This window comes from Micromonospora sp. NPDC049497 (genome assembly GCF_044465805.1).
Classification (GTDB): Bacteria; Actinomycetota; Actinomycetes; order Mycobacteriales; family Micromonosporaceae; genus Micromonospora.
The window spans coordinates 68,513-88,783 of the sequence record NZ_JBITMC010000003.1; the positions used below are offsets into that span (position 1 = coordinate 68,513).

Consider the following 20,271-nt stretch of genomic DNA (forward strand, 5'->3'; position numbering starts at 1 on the left):
GTGCCCGATCTGGCAGTGCGGAGGCATCCGAAGGTGGAGGATGACGAAGGAACAACTCCCAGGAGGTGGGACCGTGTTTGGAATCGGGCGGCGCAAGACCCAGGGGCAGCTCGCGAAGGTGGAGCTCAACCAGGGCATCGGTCACCTGAGGCAGGCCGCGACGTACGCGGCGAAGGGTGCCGGCGCCACGGTCGGCCCGCGGGTCCAGGCGGCCCGGGGTGCGGTCGCGCCGACCGCCGTGCTGGTGCGGGACCGCACGTCGAGCGGCTTCGCGTCGACGGTCGCGGCGCTCGCGCCGGTGGCCCTCGCGGTGCGCAACGCCCAGGCCGGGGCGGCCGGCAGGGCCGTCGCCAGTGGCAAGGCCGCCTCCGCCAAGCAGGCCGCGGTGGCCAGGAAGGTCAAGGCGAAGAACATGAAGGCGAAGTCCAAGAAGAAGTCGCGGCGCGGCGGGTCCATGATGACCGGTCTGCTGGCGGCCGGTGCGGTGGCGGGCCTGGCTGGCGCGATGGCCATGCGCCGGCGTCGCGAGCAGCAGGAGTGGGCCGAGTACGACCCGACCCGCTCCCTGGAGCCGATGCGCGACGAGGTGGAGACGCTGGAGGTCCGTACCTCCGGCCGGGGCGACGCCCCGGTGACCGACGCCTCCACCATGTCCAGCACCTCGGGCGTGGCCGGTGGCCCGACCGGCGCCGGCAGCTCGGCGGTGGCGGGGGGCGCGAGTGCCTCCACCACCACTCCCGGCAAGCAGCCCACGGTCCACGCCACCGACAAGGTGCCGTCGGTCGCGCAGGGCGCGAAGGACGTCTCCGGGCGTCCGGCCGACGACCTCACGAAGGCGTTGGGCAAGGACACCGCCCGCACCAACGGGCGTCGCTGACCCGACGGTCAGTCCGACCGGGGGCGGCGCGGGGATTCCCCCGCGCCGCCCCCGTCCCGGTCCCGTCCCCGTAGGGGCTACAGCCAGCCGTTGCGCCGGAACCAGCGGTACAGGCCCAGCGAGATCGCGAGCATGATGGCGAACACGCCCGGATAGCCGTACGTCCACTGCAGCTCGGGCATGTTCTCGAAGTTCATGCCGTAGATGCCGGCGATCGCGGTCCAGACCGCGGCGATGGCCGCCCAGGCGGCGATCTTGCGCATGTCGTTGTTCTGGTCGACCGTGACCTGGGCCAGCCGCGCCTGGAGGATCGAGTTGAGCAGGTCGTCGTACGAGTTGACCTGTTCGACGGTGCGGCTGAGGTGGTCCTGCACGTCCCGGAAGTACCGGCGGATCTCCTTCGGCACGTACCGGTTGGTCTGCGCGGTGAGCGTCAGCAGCGGGCGTTGCAGCGGGGCGACCGCCCTCTTGAACTCCACCAGCTCCCGCTTCATCTGGTAGATCCGCTGGATCCGGCCGCTGCTCTGCCGGTCGAAGACCTCGACCTCCAGGGAGTCCAGGTCGTCCTCCAGCTGGTCGGCGACCTCCAGATAGAGGTCGACTACCCGGTCGGTGACCGCGTACGCCACCGACCACGGCCCGTGCAGCAGCAGCTCCTGCTTCGCCTCCAGGTCGGCCCGGACCGACGCGAGCCGGCAGGCGTCCCCGTGCCGGACGCTGATGAGGAAGTTAGGTCCGATGAAGAGCATCACCTGACCGGTCTCGACGACGTCGGAGGTCTCGGTCAGCTCGGCGTGCTCGCAGTAACGGGCGGTACGCAGGACGAGGAAGCTGACCTCGCCGAACTGCTCCAGCTTGGGCCGCTGCTCGGCTTTGACGGCGTCCTCGACGGCCAGCTCGTGCAGCCCGTAGGTGGCGGCGATGGCGGACATCTCTTCCAGCTCCGGCTCGTGCAGGCCGAGCCAGACGAAGCCGTTGTCCCGCCGGGCCGCGGCCAGCGCCTCGGCGTAGTGCCAGTCGCCGGGCTGCCGCCGGCCGTCGACGTACAGTGCGCAGTCGACCACGGCGGCCCGCCGGGGCCCGGTCGGTTCGGGACTGCGCTGGGAGCCGTCGGCGTTCAGCCGCCGGGTCATCGCGCGCACCGGCGCTGCCCAGGCCCGCGGGCTCAGCACCCCACCGCCACCCGACGTCGCCGTCCGTCCGCGCTCCACCCGGTCCGCCATGACGCCCCCCTTCCGGCTCGCGCCGCGCGTTGCAGGGTACGCCGCTGCGGCGCTCACCGCGCGTGACGATCGCTGCAGGGGGGTGGCGCCGGGTGGGCCGAGCCGTAAGGGGGGTCGAGGGGACGACACGGCCCACCCGGCGCCCTTTGGGGGCGGGGGTTGTGCTGCTCGCGCCCCTCACGCTGTCGCCGGCGGGCCGGCGGTCGCACTCGTCACCGGTCGGTGGGGGCCGGGGCCGGACGTGAGCTGCGCTACAGGTGGTGAGTGACGCTCGCAGCATTGTGGGCCGTCGGCCGCTCCGGCGGGAGCCCCGGAGCGGCCGTTACCGCCTTACTGTCGTAAACCCGACAGAAAAAGTCACCCGCGGATGGCAACCATCGCCTCGGCGAGGCGCCGGACGCCCTCGTCGATCCGGTCGGCGGTGACCGCCGAGTACGCCAGCCGCAGCGCGTGCCGCCCGCCGTCCACCACGAAGTCGCTGCCCTTGACCACCGCGACGCCGCGCTCGGCGGCCGCCGGGGCGAGCTTGTCGACGTCCACGTCCTCGGGCAGCTCGACCCAGAGGAAGTAGCCGCCGTCCGGCTCGACGAACCGGGCCTCCGGGATGTGCCGGCGCAGCGACTCGGCGAGCACCCGGGCCCGCTCGCCGAGCGCCCGGCAGACCGTCTCGATCGAGCGGTCGATGTCCCCGGAGACGCAGAACTGGTGCACGATCGCCTCGGACACCATGCCCGGGGAGATGTAGAGGCTGGTGGCCTTCCGCGCGATGTCGGCGATCAGGTCCGCCGGGCCGACCAGGTAGCCCACCCGCACGCCGGGGCACACGGTCTTGGTGAAGCTGGAGGCGTGCACCACCACGTTCCGGGTGTCCATCGAGAGCATCGACGGCAGCCCCTCGCCCCGAAACCGGATGTCGGCGTACGGGTCGTCCTCGAAGATCGTGAAGTCGTACTCGGCGGCGAGGTCGAGCAGCTCCCGCCGCTTCTCCAGGCTCAGCGTCACGCCGGCCGGGTTCTGGTAGTTCGGGATGATGTGCGCCAGCCGGGGCCGCACGCCGGACTCCAGCAGCTTGCGCAGCTCGGCGGTGTCCAGGCCGTCCGGCTGGATCGAGATGCCGTGCAGCTCGCTGCCCATCCGCTGAAGGTTGAGCAGGGTCCGGTCGTACGTCGGTCGCTCCACCACGACCGCGTCGCCGGGGCGGACCAGGTGGTCGAAGAGGAACGCGTCGGCCTGCAACGAGCCGTTGGTGATCAGCACCTGGTCGGCCTCGACCCCGTGCTTCTCGGCGATCCACTTCCGCAGCGGAAGGTAGCCGACGGAGGTGCCGTACGCCGTCACCCCGGCGGGATCGGCGTCGAACGCGCGGACGGCGGCGGCCTTGAGCCCCTCGACATCGACGATGTCCAGCGAGGGAGCCCCACGGGCGAAGGAGATCAGCTGCTCGGCGGTCATGGCTTCGAAGCGTACGGAAGCCGGTGGGGTGCGTGCGGTCGGCACGGCGATGTCCGCATCCTGAGCCACCGGGTCGGGTGACCCCCCTCGTCCGGACGGCGGCAGATCAGACCGGAAGGCCGAGCGGGTCGTGCTGCGATTCCCGGGAGAGCCCCTCCAGGTGCAGGCCGAGTGCGGCCAGCAGCTGCCCCCAGTCGAAGTAGGACCGCCACGCCGTGATCCGCCCCCGGCGGACCCGCACCACGTCCGCCACGTCCCAGCTGACCGTCCGCATGGTGGGCGAGACCGTGCCGAAGGGAGTGTGCAGCACACCGGTCTGGGTGCCGGTCAGCCGCATCTCGACCGCGGCCCCGCCGGCGGTCTGCACGGCGCCGGTCCGGTCGACGTAGAGGTCCGGGAAGGCTCCGGTCCAGGTGCGCAGCAGCGCCGGCAGCTCGATCGGGCGCACGGTGACGCCCGGCATGGAGTAGAAGGCGTCCGCCGCGTAGAGCTCCGGCAGCCGGGCCACGTCCCGCCGCAGGAGCATCTCGTACTGCTGCTCGACCAGCCGATCCGCTGCGCGCATGACGACCTCCCCGGCGGCCACGGCCGGTCCGCGCCCGTACCGGATCCTTACCCGTCGATCCGCCGGTCAACCCGTCCGGTCAGCCGATGTTCGCCACGCGCAGGGCCGAACGTCCACCAGGTTCACCCGGAAGACCCAGGACTTCCCCGCCGGCTGTCCACCATTTGACCGGACGCTGGCGCCGGCGGGGCCGGCCGCTGGATCATTGCGGGTCGCAGGAACCAGGGGACAGGGGTGAAGGGCGTGACCGAGGACGAGGTCGGACGACTCGACGACCAGGCGTTCGCCGAGTGGCTGGCCGAGCAGGCCGGCACGGCGCTGACCGGGCTGCGGGATCGGCAGGGCTTCGCCGACGCGGCCGCTCTGAAGGCCGCGGGCGACCAGGCCTCGCACGAGCTGCTGACCGCCGCCCTGGCCCGCTGGCGCCCGGCTGACGCCGTGCTCTCCGAGGAGGAGGCCGACTCGCGTCGGGCCTGGTCGACGGGGGAACGCGCGGCACGCCTCGACGCCGACCGGGTCTGGATCATCGACCCGCTCGACGGCACCCGGGAGTTCTCCGAGTCCGGACGCACCGACTGGGCGGTGCACGTCGCCCTCTGGCAGCGCTCGGCCGGGCCGGACGGCGCGCTGGTCGCCGGGGCGGTCGGCATGCCCGCACGGTCGACCCCGGACGGCCGGCAACTCGTCCTCGGCACCGGACACCCCACCCCGGCGGCGCTCGACGGGCCGGTCCGCATCGCGGTGAGCCGCAGCCGCCCGCCGGCCTTCGTCGGGGAACTGGTGGAACTGCTCGGCGCCCGGGCGGTGCCCATGGGGTCCGCCGGGGTCAAGGTTTGCGCGGTGGTGACCGGCGAGGTCGACGCGTACGTCCACGCCGGCGGCCAGTACGAGTGGGACAGCGCGGCCCCGGTCGCGGTGGCCCTGGGCGCCGGGATGCACGCCTCACGTGTGGACGGCTCGCCGCTGCGCTACAACCGCCTTGATCCACGCCTGCCGGACCTGCTGGTGTGCCGTCCGGAACTGGCCGACCAGTTGCTCGACGCGATCGCCCGGACCGGCGTCGAGATGCCCGCTCCGGCCGGCACCGGTCGGGCGTTCGGCTGAATGTCGCAGTAGGCACAGAGGACGCGGTCGGGGCATAGTGTCGGGCGGACACCGCCGACCTACGCCCGAGACGGGCCGCCGCCAGCCAGGGAGGGTCATGCCGGCCGAGCGAGACCAGTACAACGCCGTGGTGGGGCCGACCGGCCCCTGGCCGGGTCAGGACACTCCCGGTCAGCAGGGCGGGCCGACCGACGGCGTCGTCGACCCGTGGGCAACCACCACCACCGCCGCCGCGGCGGGACCGCCGGACGGCCCGTGGGCCGACGGGCCGACGGTCGGGCCACCCACCGATCCCGACCTGCCGCCGTCCCCCGCCGCACCGCCCCGGCGCCGCTGGCGACTGGCAGTCGCGGGGGCGGTCACGCTCGCCCTGGCCAGCGCCGGTGTCGCCGTGGCCACACTGCAGCCCGACCCCAAGCCACCGGCCAGTGAGGTGCCGCAGGCGGGCACGCCACCACAGTCCGCCGCGCCGTCCGCCGGAGCGCCCACCCCGTCCGGCGGCCTGCCCAGCACCACCCCGAGCGCGGCCCAGGGCATCGGCGGCTCTCCGTCCGCTCAGTCGTCGGCCACAGCCGGATCGGTCCCCGGTTTCAGCGGTGCACGGCTGACGCTGCCCGGGGCGTCGATCGGCGTCCAGACCGGGGAGACGTTCAACCAGGCCCTGCAACGCTCCGACCGGACCTTCGGCCGGCTGCGGATGGCCCGGGTGTTCTACCCCGGGCTGCCGCCGGCCTGGAACGGCAGCCGGAGCGACGTCGTGGACCGGACCGTCGTGGTCTCCTTCAAGGCCTCGCCGCAGGAAATCAACTCCGGGAAGCACGACTCCCGGCTCGCCTCCTGGTTCGCCTCCATCCCCCGTGAGCACAACGTCTACTGGTCGTACTTCCACGAGCCCGAGGACGACGTCGAGCGTGGCGCCTTCACCCCCGAGGCGTACCGGACGGCCTGGAAGCGGGTGGCCGGCCTGGCCAACCGTGCGGGCAACCCGAAGCTGGTCAACACACTGATCCTGATGTGCTGGACGCTCGACCCGAAGTCCGGGCGCAGCTTCGACGCCTTCTATCCCGGTGGCGACGTCATCGAGACGCTCGGCTGGGACTGCTACAACTGGGGCGCCAGATGGAAGCGGTACGCCCCGCCGCAGGAGATCTACAACCGGATGATCGACAAGTCCCGCGCCCTGGGTAAGCCGTGGGGCCTCGCCGAGACCGGCAGTGACCTGGTCCCCGGCGACTCGGGTGCCGGGCGGGCCGCGTGGATCCGCTCGATGACCGGATTCCTCAACGGGCAGCGGCCGGAGTTCGTGGCGTACTACAACCAGGTCGTCGACCAGGGCGACTTCCGCCTGATGGACCAGCCGAGCATCCAGGCGTGGCGGTCCTTCAACGGGGCCTGATCAACCGCACGGCACGGGCGGGCGACCGATTCGGTCGCCCGCCCGTCGCGTACGGCTCAGATGCCCCGGCCGCGCTTGTGCAGCGTGCGCAGCACCCGGTCGGCCTGCACGGCCCGGCTCGCCACCGCCAGCGCCAGGTAGGCCCGCGGCTCGCGCGGATTGCGGGCCAGGGTACGGCGGGCCCACCGGAGCGCGTCGCGCCGGTTTCCCATGGCGGCCTGGGCGAAGGCGATCTGGCCGGCCACCCGGGCCTCACCGTGCGGGACGGTGGCGAACTCGGGGTAGCGGCGCAGCAGCCACTGCAACGCGGTGGAGATCGTGTCCCAGCGCTGCGCGAAGTACGACCGCTTGTGCCACCGGACCAGCACGTACGGAGCTTCCAGATTGACCAGCGGGGCGTACCGGGCCGCTCGGAGCAGGAACTCGTAGTCCTCCGCGTAGCTGCCCGGGATCTGCTCGTCGACCAGGCCGATCGCGTCGACCAGCGCCTCCCGGCGGATCAGGAACGTGGACGGGTGCAGCTCGGTGAGACGGTCGCGGAGCAGGGCCTCCAGTGACACCCGGGACCGGTCCAGCGAACGGTCCACGGTGTGGTCGTCGTAGCTGACCCGGATGCCGCAGCTCACGAGAGCGCCGTCCGGGTGCACGTCGAGCGCGCCGAGCTGGGCGGCGAGCTTCCCGGGCAGCCACTCGTCGTCGTCGTCGCAGAACGCCACCAGGTCCCCGGTGGACGTCTCGATGCCGGTGTTGCGGGCCCCGGCGAGCCCCGGCGTACGGGTGTTGGTCAGGACGCGGATCCGCCGGTTGCCCCGCTCCATTTCCAGCGACCGGTCGGGCTCGGAACGGTCGTAGACCACGATCGCCTCGATCGGGCCCGGGTGCGCCTGACCGATGATCGCGTCGAGCGCCACGCGCAGCAGCTCTGGACGGTCCCGTGTCGGTACGACGACGGAGATGCTCGGGCCGCTCATGAAGTCTCCACGGAATCGGAGGAACGCCGCTGGCCCAGGTAGCCGTAGCGGACCCGGAAGGGCAGGGTGGCCAGGCTGACCACGGCCCGGCTGCGACGGGGCAGGCGGGTGCGCCACGCCTCGTCCCGTCGTACCGTCAACGGGCCGCCACTGAATCGCAGCGGGTTGCCGGCGACGCTGTGCGCCCGGATCGGCACGGCCGGCGGAGGCGCCGGATCACCGTGCGTCGACGGACGGGCCGACCCGGAGCCGTTGCCGGGTGCGCCGAGCAGGCGCAGCGCCTCCGGGTCGTCCGGCAGGCCGGCGAACAGCCGGAGCCGGCGCAGTGCGCCGGCCGGGTCGGCGGTGAAGTCCTCGTAGCGCAGGCGCAGCACCTGCGCGCGGGTGGCGAGCAGGTGGAAGGCGGCGTTCTGCGCGGTCCACAGCTTGCTCACCTCCATCGGCGAGAAGGTGGGCATGAAGTCCTCGCCGTCGACCACCTCGGGACGGCGCACCTGCTTGCCCCAGGAGTACGCCACCGCGCGGCTGTCCCGGACCAGATGCAGCACCCGCAGGTCCAGCCCGTCCGCCCAGCGCAGCGCGAAGGCGAGCGAGGCGTGCTTGCTGGAGTCGACCACCACCCGCGCCCCGCTGACCGCCAGCGCCGCCCGGTAGATGCGGGTGTAGAGGTCGGCGTATCGCCGGACGTCGGCCAGTTGCGCCGCCGAGAGGGAGTTCCTGGCCAGCCGTGGGATGTGGCGGGTGCGGTCGACCCGGTCCTTGAGCGCCAGCACCTCGTCCCGGTCGACCGCGGACCAGCCGCCGAACGCGTGCTCGCCCACCTGCCGCCAGAACGGGCAGGCCGTGAACTGCTCGCCGCAGCCGCACCGCTCGTCCGCGCCGAGCGCCCGCTCCCACAGGTGGACGACCTCACCCACGGCGCACACGTCCGGACTCTGCGCGAGGAGAAGCTCCAGCAGCGTCGAGCCGCTGCGGCCGAGCCCTCCGACGAAGAGGACACGGGGGTTCTCCACCGGGGCCGCGCTCACCGGCGCCCCCCGGCCCGCTGACGTACCCGGCGGGCGACCAGGTCGTCGATCACCTGACCGACCCGGGCGACCGCCTCGGCGCGCGGGTCCGGCCCGTCCGGATCGGCGAGGGCGAAGCGGGAGGGGTCGGCCAGACCCTCGTCGAGGGCGGCGACCAGCTCCGCCTCGGACCAGCAGAGCCGGACCAGCCCGGCGGTGCCGAGCCGCCGGGCGAAGAGCTGCTGGTGGTTGTCGACGTGCTCGTCGTGGTTCGGGTCCCGAGGCACCACGATCGGCAGGTGGCCGGTGCGCCGGGCCTCGGTGATGGTGGCGGGACCGCCGTGGCTGACCACCAACGTGGCCTCGGCCATGGCGCGCTGGAGCTCCTCGTGGCCGAGGAACGGGGTGGCCCCGGGCAGCCGCGGGACACGGCTGTGGCCGTACTGGAGGACGACGCGGACCGACGGGCGGCCGGCGTGCCACCGCTCCAGCCAGTCCACCAGGCGGTCGAACCGGTGCACGTCGGTGCCGACCACCACCAGCACGGACGGTGCGGGGTCGTGCCCCTCCCGCGGCTGGGGGACGAACGCGGTCACAGCAGGTTCCCCACGACGGTGGCCTCCGGGTACATCCGGCGCTGCTCCTCCCACTGCACGAGCATCGCGGAGAGGAAGGGACGACAGAGCCGGGCGGTCAGGGTCGCGCTGTCGATCCGGTCGTACACCTCGATGTAGACGGTCGGCACGCCGCGCAGTCGGGCCGCGACCACGAACGGCAGGGCGACCCCGGCGCCGGTGGTGATCACGGCGTCCACCCGGCGCTGGCGCATCACCTTGAGCGCCAGGAAGGCGTTGCGGATGAGGTTCACCACGTTGCGGGTGGTCGGATGGTGGGCCCAGACCACCTCCTCGCCCGGGAGGAGCGAGCGGGCGTCGGGCGTGTCGAAGGTGACCCATGCCCGGCTCCGGTTCCGGTACCAGGGCTCGAGAGCCACGAGTTGGGCGAGATGCCCGCCACTGGATCCGACCAGCAGGATCTGGCCCGAGCCCTCGGTTGACCCGCTCACCAACGTCCCTCCCATTCCCGGCAACCGCGTCACGATGTCGCGAATGACCTTCGGACGCGCCATGACAACCTACTGGCGCGGGGTGGACAAATGAAGGGGCCGTTGGACGGGCTCGGGGCCGACCGATGGGACCGATCCGGGAATCCCAACGCCAGGAGTGTCTGTCCGGTCGATCGGCCAGGTCAACGCCGGTGCGCGGGGCGACACGGCCCGGGCAACCCGGCCCGGCCGGACTGTGTCAGTATTCCGTCACCGCTCCGGACCGGGGTCGACGACGGCGCCGCTCCGGGGAAAGGCCGGGCCCGGAGCCGGGAAACCCGCCGAATGGCCAACGGAGACGAGCCATCTCGACGCCGGCTGTCCACATCCGGCGGGCTCACCGAAACGTGGGCGGGCTTTCCCTCCTCGTTCGGATCGGCGACACTCAAGGACACGGTCAGGTCCAGCTGCACCGTGGACTGCCCGGCTCGGTCGAAAGGGAGCGACAGAATCTGATGCCCTCACCCCACGTGGCCGAGAGCGAGCCCGACGGCCTTGTCCTGACGGCCTATCTGGGTTGGCTGCGCCGGCGCTGGTGGATCCTGCTGCTCGCCGCGATCCTCGGCACCGCCGGCGGGCTGGCGGTGAACCAGCTCCAGCAGGCCCGGTACACGTCGAACACCTCGCTGCTGGTCCGCCCCGTCGGCGCCACGGGTGACAACCCGAACGCCAAGGTGAACCTCGACACCGAAGCGCAGGTGGTCCGCTCGCTCGTCGTCGCCGAGCGAGCCCGCGAGCTGATGAAGAGCGGGGCCCCGGCCGACCAGCTGGTCCGGTCGGTGACCATCACCGTGCCGCCGAACAGCCAGGTCCTCCAGGTGGCGTACGAGGCGGACACCCCCGCCCAGGCCCAGGCCGGCTCGCACGCCTTCGCCCAGGCCTACCTGGACCTGCGCAAGGCCACCGCGCAGAAGACGCTGGAGATCGAGACCACGGCGCTACGGCAGCAGATCGCAGACGTGACCAAGCAGCTCAGCGTGGTAACCGGGCGGATCGTCGCGGCACCGAGCAACTCGGTCGAGCGGGAGCGCGCCGAGGCCGACCAAAACGTGCTGACCAACCAGCTCAACTCGCTGAACAACCGGCTCAGCCCGCTGATCTCCACCGACACCAACCCGGGCGAGATCATCTCGGACGCCCGGCTCCCGGAGAGCCCCAGCTCGCCGAACCGCACGCTGAACCTGGCCAGCGGCCTCGGCGCCGGCCTGCTCCTCGGCATGGTGCTGGCGCTGCTGCTGGACCGGCTCGACACCCGGGTCCGCCGCGGCCGGGACATCACCGACCGGGTCGGCCTGCCGCTGCTGCTGGAGCTGCCGGCGCGCACCTCGTCGCTGACCGTGCTGCCGGCCGGTCACCGGATCTCGCGGGAGTTGGGCCGGCTGCGCAACGTGCTGCTCGCCTCCGTGCCCGAGCCACGGGAGGCGGGCCGGGGACGCCAGCTGCTGATCTGCGACGGGTCGGCCGGCGTGGCAGCCGGATTCGTGGCAGCCAACCTGGCCGCCGCCTACGCCCGCGCCGGTCAGCAGGTGGCCCTGGTCACCACCAAGCCGGACTCGGTGCTGAGCACCATGACCGGCGTGGCCGAGGGTCGGCACAGCCTGGCGTCGGCGCTCCGGCGTGACGTGCCGGCGCTCAAGGCGCTCGCACCGGTGCCCGGGCTCGGCCAGCTCCGGGTGCTGCTGCCCGGGGACCTGGACACCGACGTCGAGCTGCCCGTTGCCGGCCTGCTGGAGATCCTCGCCGAACTCACCGCCCGCTTCGACCACGTACTGATCGAGACCGGGCGGCCGAACGTGGCGGTGGAGGCCCAGGCGCTGGGCCGGCACGTCGACGCGGTCATCGTGGTGGCCGAGAACAGCCGGACCCGCAGCGGTGAGATCACCGCCGCACTCCAGCAGTTCGAGCAGGTCAACGCTCCGGTTCTCGGCGCGGTTCTGGCACCGCGGCTGCCCGCACACACCGCCCCGGCCACCCCCCGCCCCGCCGTGCCGGCGAGCCGGCCCACGCCGCGGCCGGGCCCCGGGCCGTCCGTCGAGTCGACCATGGTGCTGCCGCGGATGAAGCCGTCCGGCTCGACCTCCGCAGCCGGGTCGGCGAAGCCGGTGGTGCCGGTCGAGCCGGCCAGCCCCGGTAAGCCGGTACCGGTGAACGGAGCGAGCGGCACGTACCGGTCGCGGGGCGGCGACGCCGACGGCACCGGCCGCAGTTACGCGATGGAGTCCGGCGAGGACCTGGAGTGAACCGCCGGCACCTGCTGCGCGCCATCCCCGCCTCGGTCCTCGCGCTCACCCTTCCCACGGCGTGCAGTGAGCCGCAGCCCCAGCCGGACGGCCCCGACGTCGTGGACCCGGGAGCCCTGGCCACCTCCGCGCCGAGCCCGACCCCGACCCTGCCGGCCGCGCCGCTCACCGGCCAGCCGGTGAGCGCCGCACCGGTCGCCACCCGGCCCGCCCTCGCCGTGCCGCTGCGGGTCAGCCCGTCGACCACCCCGTCCGGTCTGGCCGAGGCAGACCTGGTATTCGCCGAGTTCGCCGAGTCCGACACCCTGCACCTGACGGCGGTGTTCCACTCGCGCGACGCCGCCCGGATCGGGCCGGTCGCCGAGATCCGACCGGTCGACATCCGGTCCGTCGCCGTGCTCCGCCCGTTCGTCGCCTACGACGGCGGCCCGACCGGCTTCCTCACCCAGTTCGAGAACTCCGGTCTGGCCGGGGTGACTCCGGCGGACGACGGCGACGTGTTCGACTCCGACAACACGTCCACGGCGGCGCTGTGGAAGGCCGCGCCCAAGGGGGCACAGCCGCCCACGCCCCTGCTCGACCACGCCACCGACGGGGCGGCGCTGGCCTCCCAGGGCCTGGCCCCGGCCACCGAGCTGACCGTCGCCGTCTCCGGCGGCCCGCCCATGGTCTGGCGCCACGACCAGCAGAAGTCGCTCTGGGTGGGCAAGGTCGGCACCACCACCGTGACCGCCACCTCGGTGATCGTGCTGTCCGTGGAGTACCGGACGCTGGACGTCCGGAACCCGTCGCCGCGGTCACTGCCCTCCTCGAACGTCTTCGGCGAGGGTGCGGCGGTGGTCGTCTCCGGCCCGGCCGGCGCGAAGGGCACCTGGCGCAAGCCCGGCCTCCCGCTGGTGTGCAACATCGTCGACGCCGGTGGTGACCTGATGCACCCGCGGCCCGGCAGCGCCTGGGTGATCTACGCGCCGACCACCGCCAAGGTCACCGTGAAATGAGCACGGTCACCCCGCAGCGCTCCGGCGTCGGGGCGTCCCCGATCGTCGGGGACGCCCGGGGAGGCGACGCGATCCGGCCCGTTCCACCCGTGTACCAGCCGCGCACCTGGTCGTTGCGGCTGCCCACCGCGTGGCCCCTGATCGCGCTCTTCGTCCTCTGGCCGGTGTGGTGGGCGCTCGGGCTGTCCAGCTTCGTCTTCGTCGTCTTCGCCGTGCCGATGGCGGTGCAACTGTGGCGCCGTGGCCCGGTCCGGGTGCCACCCGGCTTCGGCATCTGGCTGGTGCTGCTGCTCTGGGTCGTGCTCTCCGCCCTGATGCTCGACCTCACCTCGCCCAACACGCTCCCTCCCGGTGGCGGCGGCCGGTACATCGGCTGGGCCATCCGCGTCGCCAACTACGTGGCGATGACCGTGGTGATGCTCTACGTGCTCAACCTGAGTGAGCGGGAGCTGTCCCGGCGGCGGGTGGTCCGGCTGTTCGGGTTCATGGGTGTCGTCGTCGTGATCGGCGGCTGGCTCGGTTCGCTCTTCCCCACCCTCGGGTTCGCCGCGCCGCTGCGCTTCGTCCTGCCGGACTCGATCGCCAGCCAGCCGTTCGTCGCCTCGCTGATGAACGTCAAGTTCGCCCAGGTCCAGCAGGTGATCGAGGGCGAGGCCAGCTCGCCTCGCCCGTCCGCGCCCTTCGAGTACACGAACTCCTGGGGAGAGAACACCGCGATCCTGCTGATCTGGCTCATCGTGGGCTGGGTCGTGCTGGGCCGACCGTTGCGGCGGACACTCGGCATCGCGATCGCGCTCGCCGCGATCTTCCCGATCATCTACTCGCTGAACCGGGGCCTCTGGATCGGGCTCGGCATCTCGGCGGTGTACGTGGCGATCCGACTGGCGCTGCGCGGCCGGATGCTGGTTCTCGGCGGGCTCGGGCTGGCGGTCGGGCTGATCGGCGTCCTCATCATTGCCACCCCGCTCGGGCGTACCTTCGACGACCGGCTCGCGAACGGGCACAGCGACGACATCCGCACCACCCTCTCCCAGGGCGCCGTCCAGGCGGCCAACCACTCGCCCGTCCTCGGGTACGGCGGCAACCGGGCACTGATCGGCAGCAACCGGTCGATCGCCATCGGCAAGTCCGAGGACTGTCCGCAGTGCGGCAACCGGGAACTGGGCAGCAACGGCCAGTTCTGGGCACTGCTGGTCGGCCAGGGCTACGTCGGGGCGCTCTGCTACAACGGGTTCTTCCTCTACAGCCTCTGGCGCTACCGGCGGGACCACAGCCCGATCGGGATCGCCGGCAGCCTCGTGCTCATCCTCATGCTCTTCTTCCAGTTCACCTACGGCGCGATGGAAGCCACTCTCGCCTACGGCCTGATCACGGTCGCCCTGCTCGCGCGCAACGACCGGCTGCGCCGCACCGTCGCGACGCACCGGTCTCCCACCAGCTTCCCCGGGCTACGGCCCCGACTCGTCACCGGCGGTGAGCGTTGATGGTGTCCCACACACCCCCGGGCGGAAACGGCCGGGCCGCGTACCTGGGTGAGCTGGCCGGACTGATCTGGCCGGAACCGGCCACGCCCGCCCTGCGCCGAGGCGGCACCGGCTGGGTGGTGGTGCCGTCGGCGGCCCGGCCACGGCTGTTGGTGCCCACCGGCTCGGGTCGGGCCGCGGCGAACGCCGTGCGCCACTCCACCGAGGCGGTCGGCCGCAAGGCCCGGCTGGTCCGGCAGGGGCTGGCCGCCACGTTCCGGCTCGGCCTGGGCCCGCTGGTGTTCCGCGACCGCGTGGCGGTGACCGGCGCCGGGCTGGACGCGTACCTGACCGAGGTGCTGGGTGAGCGCGTCATGGTCAGCATGCACATCGGTCCGGCCCGCGCGAACCGCAAGCCGGTGCTGCAACTGCTCGCGCCCGACGGGCGCGCGCTCGGGTACGCCAAGCTCGGCGTGGACCCGCTGACCCGGGCCCTGGTCGACGCCGAGGCCGCCGCCCTGCATCGCCTCGCCGACCTGCCGCTCGGTCCGGTCACCGTGGCCGACGTACGGCACCACGGCGTCTGGCACGGGCACGCGCTGCTGGTTCAGGAGGCGCTGCCGGTGCGGCTGCCCCGGGCCGCCCCGGCCACCGCCGTCGCAGCCGAGCAGGCGGCCATGGTGGCGGTCGCCGGCTGTCTGGGCGTACGCCGGGAGGCGTGGGCCGCGAGCGGGCACGCGGCACGGCTGTCCGGGGCGGTGGACGCGCTGGGCCCGCGGCCGGAGGCGGAGCGGCTGCGCGCGGTGGTGAAGTCCGTGGCGGAGGCCGGTCCCACGGTGGCCATCGGCGCCTGGCACGGCGACTGGAACGGCGGCAACAGTGCCGTGCTCGCCGACGGCCGGGTGCTGGTCTGGGACTGGGAGCGGTTCGAGGCGGACGTACCGGCCGGCTACGACGCGCTGCACCGGTCGGTGCAGACCGCCATCGGCAACCACGGGGTGGACCCAACGGAGGCGGCGCGGGCGCTGGTCGCCGGGGCGGACCGGACGCTCGCGCCGTTCGACTCCGAGGGCCGGGACGCCGACCTGGTCGCCGTGCTCTACCTGGTGGAGCTGGCAGCGCGTTATCTGCGGGACCGGCAGGCGGAGGCGGGTGTGCGGCTGGGGCACGTCGACACCTGGCTGCTGCCCGCCGTGGAGGAGCACCTGGCCCGGCGGGCCCGGTAAGAGTGAGGAGTGGGGACGTGACGCTGGCCAAGGAGCAGGCGCTCCGTGCGGTGAAGTCGGTGAGCCGGACGGTGGGTCGGTTGACCGCCGGTTCACGGATGACGCCCGGGTTCCTGATCGTGGGGGCGCAGCGCTGCGGCACCACGTCGCTGTTCAAGACCCTCTCGCAGCACCCCGGGGTGCTGCCGCCCGCCTACCACAAGGGCGTGCACTACTTCGACATGGACTACCACCGGGGGGGCAACTGGTACCTCGGGCACTTCCCCACCACCGCGAAGGCGGAGGCGGTCCAGGCGCAGCTCGGCGTACGCGGGATCACCGGCGAGTCCAGCCCGTACTACATGTTCCACCCGCTGGCGGGGCAGCGGATCGCCCAGGATCTGCCCTCGGTGAAGCTGCTGGTGCTGCTGCGGGACCCGGTGGAGCGGGCGTACTCGGCGCACTCGCACGAGCTGGCCCGGGGTTACGAGCCCGAGTCGTCGTTCGAGCGGGCGTTGGAACTGGAGGAGGAGCGGACCGCCGGCGAGTGGGAGCGGATGCTCGCCGACCCGACGTACGCGAGCCACCATCTCCAGCACAACGCGTACCTGGCCCGCGGGCGGTACGTCGAGCAGTTGGAGCGGCTGGAGGCGCTGGTCGGCCGGGAACGGCTGCACGTGATCGACAGTGACGACTTCTTCGCCGACCCACGTCCGTCCTTCGACGCGGTCTGCGACTTCCTCGGCCTGCCCCGCTGGGCGGACATCTCCTTCGGCAGGCACAACTCGCGTTCCCGCTCGCCCATGTCGGCGGAGCTGCGAGCCCGGCTGGAGGCCCACTTCGCCCCGTACGACGAGCGGCTGGCCACCTGGTGGGGACGCGTGCCCTCGTGGCGGCGGTGACCACGACGGACGTCGCCCCCCGCGGGGCCGGCCTGGACGGCGTGGCCCGGCAGGGTTTCGCCAACCTCGCCGGGGTCGCCCTGGCGGCGGTCGCCGGTTTCGGCCTGAACGTGGTCGTCACGCGGGGGTGGTCGGTACGCGAGGCCGGCATGTTCTTCGCGGCCACCAGCGCGTTCATGATCGCCGCGACGGCGGCGCGGCTGGGCACCGACGTGGGCACCGTCTACTTCGTCAGCCGGCACCGCACCCTCGACCAGCGGGAGCGTATCCGCGGCACGATCCTGGTCGGGCTGCTGCCGGTGCTGGCCGTCGGGACGCTGCTCGGCGTCGCCGGGTGGCTGGCCGCTCCGGCACTCGCCGAGCTCACCATGCCCGGGGCCGGCCCCGACGCGGTGACCGCACTGCGCATCCTGCTGGTCTTCGTGCCGTTCGCGGCGCTCAACGACTACGCCCTGGCCGCCTGCCGGGGTTTCGGGCAGATGCGACCGCTGCTCACCGTGGAACGGCTCGGACGCACACTGGTGCAGTTCGTGGCGGTGGCCGTGGCCGCCTGGCTCGGCCTCTCCGCCACCACCGCGCTCCCGCTGGCCTGGGCGGTGCCGTACCTGCTCGCCGCGGCCGTGGCGCTGGCCTGGCTCAGCCGGCTGGTCGACCGGGCCGGCCGGCAGGTCACCCGGCCCGTGCCCGCCGGGGAGCTGGCGGGGCCGTTCTGGCGGTTCACCGGCCCGCGCGCGCTGAGCGGCCTGGCCGCCATCGTCGTCCAGCGGCTGGACATCGTGCTGCTGAGCGCCCTGCGCGGGCCGGCCGACGCGGCGGTCTACACGGCGGCGACCCGGTTCCTCGCCCTCGGCCAACTCTCCGGCGTCGCCCTGTCCAGCACCGTCCAGCACCGGCTGGCCGCCGCGTTCGCCCGGGACGACAAGGAGGAGGCGCGGCAGCTCTACCAGACGGCCACCGGTTGGCTGGTGTTGCTCTCCTGGCCGGCCTACCTGCTCTTCGCGGCCTTCGCCGAGCCGATGCTGGCGCTCTTCGGCCCCGGCTACGACAGCGGTCGCCGGGTGGTGGTGCTGCTCGCGCTGACCATGCTCGTGGCGACCGGCTGCGGCATGGTCGACATGGTCCTCAACATGGCCGGGCGCACCGCCTGGACCTTCTACAACGCGATGGCGGGCACCGCGCTCAACGTGGTCGCCAACGTCGCTCTCATCCCCGGGTACGGCATCCTCGGAGCCGCCGTGGCGTGGACCGTGTCCATCCTGGTCACCAACCTGGTGCCGCTGACCCAACTCTGGTGGTCGCTGCGGCTGCACCCGTTCGGACGTGGCACGCGCACCGCCGCCGCGCTTGCCGTCGCCACCCTGGGCCTGCCGCTCGGAGCCGCCAGCCTGTTCGACGCCGGGCTGCCGGTGCTCACTCTGGTGGCGGTGGCGGGCACGGCGGCGTACGTGGCCGGTGCCGCGCGCTGGCGCCGAACCTTGAACCTCGACGCGCTCCGCGCGCTGCGACGGGGCAGGAACCGCGCCGCCACGGCCCCGGACGCCCGGTCCTGATCCCCACCCGCACACCGATGGGACACCGATGACGAGCAGCACGCCCCTCGCCCCGCACACCGGCCTGTCCACCGTGAAGGCCGCCAAGCTCGCCGCCGTCGGCCTGCTGGCGGACCGGAAGGAACGCCGTGAGCTGGAACGGCCGGCGGAGCCCGCCAGCCGGAAGCTCAGCCTGAAGGTGGAGCGACCGATCTTCATCCTCGGCGCGCCGCGCTCCGGCACCACGTTCCTGGGCAGCTGTGTGGGGGCGCTGCCGGACGTCTCGTACCACTTCGAGCCGCGGCTGACCAAGGCCGTGGCCCGCTGCGTGTACGAGGGCAGCTGGAGCCCGCAGCGGGCGGCCCGCTACTTCCGGGGCTACTACGGGGCGCTGCTCGCGGCGTCCGGCCACGGTGGACTGCGGTTCGCCGAGAAGGACCCGGAGAACTGCTTCATCGTGCCGTTCCTCGCGGAGGTCTTTCCCGACGCGGTCTTCCTGCACATCTGCCGCGACGGCAGGGACGTGGCGGTCTCGCACGCCGAGCAGCCGTGGCTGAACGCGGCGTCGACGGGCAGCGGCCGGAGCGGCCGGGGCGGTACGCCGTGGGGCGCCACGCCCCGGTTCTGGGTGGAGCCCGAGCGACGCACGGAGTTCACCCAGGTCTCCGACCTGGGGCGGTCGGCGTGGATGTGGCGGCGTTTCACCGGCAGCGCGCTGGCCCAGCTGGCCGAGTTGCCCGCCGAGCGGGTGCGCCACCTGCGCTACGAGGACATCGTGAGTCGGCCGGCCGAGGCCGCCGAGGTGGTGGCCGACTTCCTCGAGGTGGGCGATCCCTCGGGTCGACAGGCGTTGCACGCCCGCTTCGGCAAGGCCCGCCCGGACTCGGTCGGCCGCTGGCGGCAGCGACTGGACTCCACGGACCTCACCGATGTCCTGCGCCAGGCCGAACCGCTGCTCACGGAGCTCGGCTACACCGGGTGACCGGTGTCAGCGGGTAGAGTGCTGCGGGTCGCCCGCCCATGTGGTGTGCACCCGGTGACGGGGCCGCCACGCTGATCGACCGTGGGGCCGGCGGCCTTCCTGGGGAGAGGGTTGCGGTGGTACGACGGTTAGGACGGACGATGGCGGCCGTATTCGCCCTGGCCTGCCTGACCCCGGCGGCGACGGCCTGCGAGTGGAGAACGGCCCCCGAGGCGGACGAGTCGCCGCGGGTGGTGTCGGCGCCGCCCACGGTGACACCGCGCACCGCCCCCGTACGGACCACCGGGCGTGGACCGGAGCCGCCGGAGACGGGTGCCTGGCTGGGCGCGTGGGTCAAGCCGGAGTACCACAACCCGTCCGGACGGGCCGCCGCGCTGGCGGAGTTCGACCGTGCGGCCGGAGGCAGACTGAGCATCGCGCACATGTTCCAGAAGTGGAACGAGCCGTTCCCGGGTGCCAACGAGCAGGCTCTCCAGGCCCAGGGGAAACTGCTGCTGATCTCCTGGCAGGGTACGGACACCCGTTCGACGGTCAGTGGGATCTACGACTCGCTGATCCGCCAGCGCGCCGAGGACGTCAAGGCCTTCGGGGCGCCGGTGCTGCTGCGCTACCGGTGGGAGATGGATCGACCGAACCTGGCCGCGAGCATCCACTCACCGGAGGACTACGTCGCCGCCTGGAAGCACGTCCGCGGCATCTTCACGGAGGTCGGTGTCACCAACGCGGGCTGGGTGTGGTGCCCGCACGCGGACGGCTTCGCCGAAGCGGAACGGCGGGCGGCGGCCTACTACCCGGGCGACGACGAGGTGGACTGGCTGTGCGCCGACGTCTACCCGGGCCCGGACTGGGCGAGCTTCAGCAACCGGATGGACCACTTCATGTCGTTCGCGCAGAAGCACCCCCGGCCCGTCATCATCGGCGAGTTCGGTCTCACGCAGGAGGGACGGCCGGGCCAGCGGGCCGACTGGATGCGCGAGGTCGGCCCGTACATCCGCAAGCATCCGCAGATCAAGGCCGCGGTCTACTTCGCGGCGAAACAGACCACCAAGCCGCTGTACGACAGCACCTTCGGCAACGATCCCGAGAGTGCGGCGGTGTTCCGCGAGATGGCGACGGACCCGTACTTCAGCCCTCCGCTGCCCACCCGGTGATCTCCACCTCGTCTTTTCGTGTGGCCACGGACGGTTTCTCGGCCAAAAAGGCGTTTCCCGGGTGGACGGGCGGGACGTGAATGCGAGAAGGTGTTGCCCTC

At 72.8% G+C, this 20,271-nt stretch carries 18 protein-coding genes; 11 read left to right on the top strand and 7 right to left on the bottom strand.

The genetic code is table 11. The annotated features are described in order from the left end of the window. The first annotated feature begins 40 nt into the window (after positions 1 to 40). Positions 41 to 877 (top strand): hypothetical protein, encoded by an 837-nt coding sequence (locus ACIBR0_RS05875; RefSeq protein ID WP_396712904.1) that lies wholly within the window; start codon positions 41 to 43, stop codon positions 875 to 877. Positions 878 to 954: 77 nt separating this feature from the next. Here the strand turns inward: ACIBR0_RS05875 and corA are convergent, their stop codons facing one another. The 3 genes from corA to ACIBR0_RS05890 all read right to left on the bottom strand — a co-directional run bounded on the left by corA (position 955) and on the right by ACIBR0_RS05890 (position 4,117). Beyond that, complete coding sequence (gene corA, locus ACIBR0_RS05880; protein WP_396712905.1) at positions 955 to 2,100, bottom strand: magnesium/cobalt transporter CorA; 1,146 nt, start codon at positions 2,098 to 2,100, stop codon at positions 955 to 957. Positions 2,101 to 2,457: 357 nt separating this feature from the next. Beyond that, entirely contained in the window at positions 2,458 to 3,597 is a 1,140-nt protein-coding gene (locus tag ACIBR0_RS05885) for a PLP-dependent aminotransferase family protein (protein ID WP_396712906.1), read from the bottom strand. Positions 3,598 to 3,658: 61 nt separating this feature from the next. Beyond that, entirely contained in the window at positions 3,659 to 4,117 is a 459-nt protein-coding gene (locus tag ACIBR0_RS05890; protein WP_357031943.1) for a nuclear transport factor 2 family protein, read from the bottom strand. Between the two features lie 243 nt (positions 4,118 to 4,360). Here ACIBR0_RS05890 and ACIBR0_RS05895 point away from each other — a divergent pair, with 243 nt between their 5' ends. Both ACIBR0_RS05895 and ACIBR0_RS05900 read left to right on the top strand, forming a co-directional pair. Continuing rightward, positions 4,361 to 5,221, top strand: coding sequence for a 3'(2'),5'-bisphosphate nucleotidase CysQ (locus ACIBR0_RS05895; RefSeq protein WP_396712907.1), 861 nt, complete (start codon positions 4,361 to 4,363; stop codon positions 5,219 to 5,221). 97 nt (positions 5,222 to 5,318) lie between these two features. Then, entirely contained in the window at positions 5,319 to 6,617 is a 1,299-nt protein-coding gene (locus tag ACIBR0_RS05900; RefSeq protein ID WP_396712908.1) for a hypothetical protein, read from the top strand. Between the two features lie 56 nt (positions 6,618 to 6,673). Here ACIBR0_RS05900 and ACIBR0_RS05905 read toward each other — a convergent pair whose 3' ends face one another. Genes ACIBR0_RS05905 through ACIBR0_RS05920 form a run of 4 tightly spaced genes read right to left on the bottom strand, consistent with a single transcriptional unit; the run spans position 6,674 to position 9,676 of the window. Further along, on the bottom strand, positions 6,674 to 7,588 hold the full coding sequence (locus tag ACIBR0_RS05905) for a glycosyltransferase family 2 protein (RefSeq protein ID WP_396712909.1): 915 nt from the start codon (positions 7,586 to 7,588) through the stop codon (positions 6,674 to 6,676). After that, positions 7,585 to 8,616, bottom strand: a complete 1,032-nt coding sequence (locus ACIBR0_RS05910) for a sulfotransferase family protein (protein WP_396712910.1) — start codon at positions 8,614 to 8,616, stop codon at positions 7,585 to 7,587. Before ACIBR0_RS05910 ends, ACIBR0_RS05905 begins: the two co-directional genes overlap by 4 nt. Beyond that, positions 8,613 to 9,191, bottom strand: a complete 579-nt coding sequence (locus ACIBR0_RS05915) for a glycosyltransferase (RefSeq protein WP_396712911.1) — start codon at positions 9,189 to 9,191, stop codon at positions 8,613 to 8,615. Before ACIBR0_RS05915 ends, ACIBR0_RS05910 begins: the two co-directional genes overlap by 4 nt. Then, positions 9,188 to 9,676, bottom strand: coding sequence for a UDP-N-acetylglucosamine--LPS N-acetylglucosamine transferase (locus ACIBR0_RS05920; RefSeq protein ID WP_396712912.1), 489 nt, complete (start codon positions 9,674 to 9,676; stop codon positions 9,188 to 9,190). Before ACIBR0_RS05920 ends, ACIBR0_RS05915 begins: the two co-directional genes overlap by 4 nt. 479 nt (positions 9,677 to 10,155) lie before the next feature. Between ACIBR0_RS05920 and ACIBR0_RS05925 the strand changes: the two genes are divergently transcribed. The 8 genes from ACIBR0_RS05925 to ACIBR0_RS05960 all read left to right on the top strand — a co-directional run bounded on the left by ACIBR0_RS05925 (position 10,156) and on the right by ACIBR0_RS05960 (position 20,170). Next, a complete protein-coding gene (locus ACIBR0_RS05925; RefSeq protein WP_396712913.1) occupies positions 10,156 to 11,940 on the top strand; it encodes a Wzz/FepE/Etk N-terminal domain-containing protein in 1,785 nt (594 codons plus the stop codon). After that, a complete protein-coding gene (locus ACIBR0_RS05930; protein WP_396712914.1) occupies positions 11,937 to 12,938 on the top strand; it encodes a DUF3048 domain-containing protein in 1,002 nt (333 codons plus the stop codon). The genes ACIBR0_RS05925 and ACIBR0_RS05930 overlap by 4 nt, the downstream gene beginning before the upstream one ends. Continuing rightward, positions 12,935 to 14,422, top strand: a complete 1,488-nt coding sequence (locus ACIBR0_RS05935; protein WP_396712915.1) for an O-antigen ligase domain-containing protein — start codon at positions 12,935 to 12,937, stop codon at positions 14,420 to 14,422. The genes ACIBR0_RS05930 and ACIBR0_RS05935 overlap by 4 nt, the downstream gene beginning before the upstream one ends. After that, on the top strand, positions 14,422 to 15,627 hold the full coding sequence (locus ACIBR0_RS05940; RefSeq protein ID WP_396712916.1) for a hypothetical protein: 1,206 nt from the start codon (positions 14,422 to 14,424) through the stop codon (positions 15,625 to 15,627). Before ACIBR0_RS05935 ends, ACIBR0_RS05940 begins: the two co-directional genes overlap by 1 nt. 17 nt (positions 15,628 to 15,644) lie before the next feature. Continuing rightward, on the top strand, positions 15,645 to 16,508 hold the full coding sequence (locus tag ACIBR0_RS05945) for a sulfotransferase family protein (protein ID WP_396712917.1): 864 nt from the start codon (positions 15,645 to 15,647) through the stop codon (positions 16,506 to 16,508). Then, complete coding sequence (locus tag ACIBR0_RS05950; protein ID WP_396712918.1) at positions 16,505 to 18,058, top strand: lipopolysaccharide biosynthesis protein; 1,554 nt, start codon at positions 16,505 to 16,507, stop codon at positions 18,056 to 18,058. The genes ACIBR0_RS05945 and ACIBR0_RS05950 overlap by 4 nt, the downstream gene beginning before the upstream one ends. Positions 18,059 to 18,086: 28 nt before the next feature. After that, a complete protein-coding gene (locus ACIBR0_RS05955) occupies positions 18,087 to 19,019 on the top strand; it encodes a sulfotransferase family protein (protein WP_396712919.1) in 933 nt (310 codons plus the stop codon). Between the two features lie 140 nt (positions 19,020 to 19,159). After that, positions 19,160 to 20,170: a glycoside hydrolase family 26 protein gene (locus tag ACIBR0_RS05960; RefSeq protein ID WP_396712920.1), complete on the top strand. Its 1,011-nt coding sequence runs from the start codon at positions 19,160 to 19,162 to the stop codon at positions 20,168 to 20,170. Positions 20,171 to 20,271 lie beyond the last annotated feature (101 nt).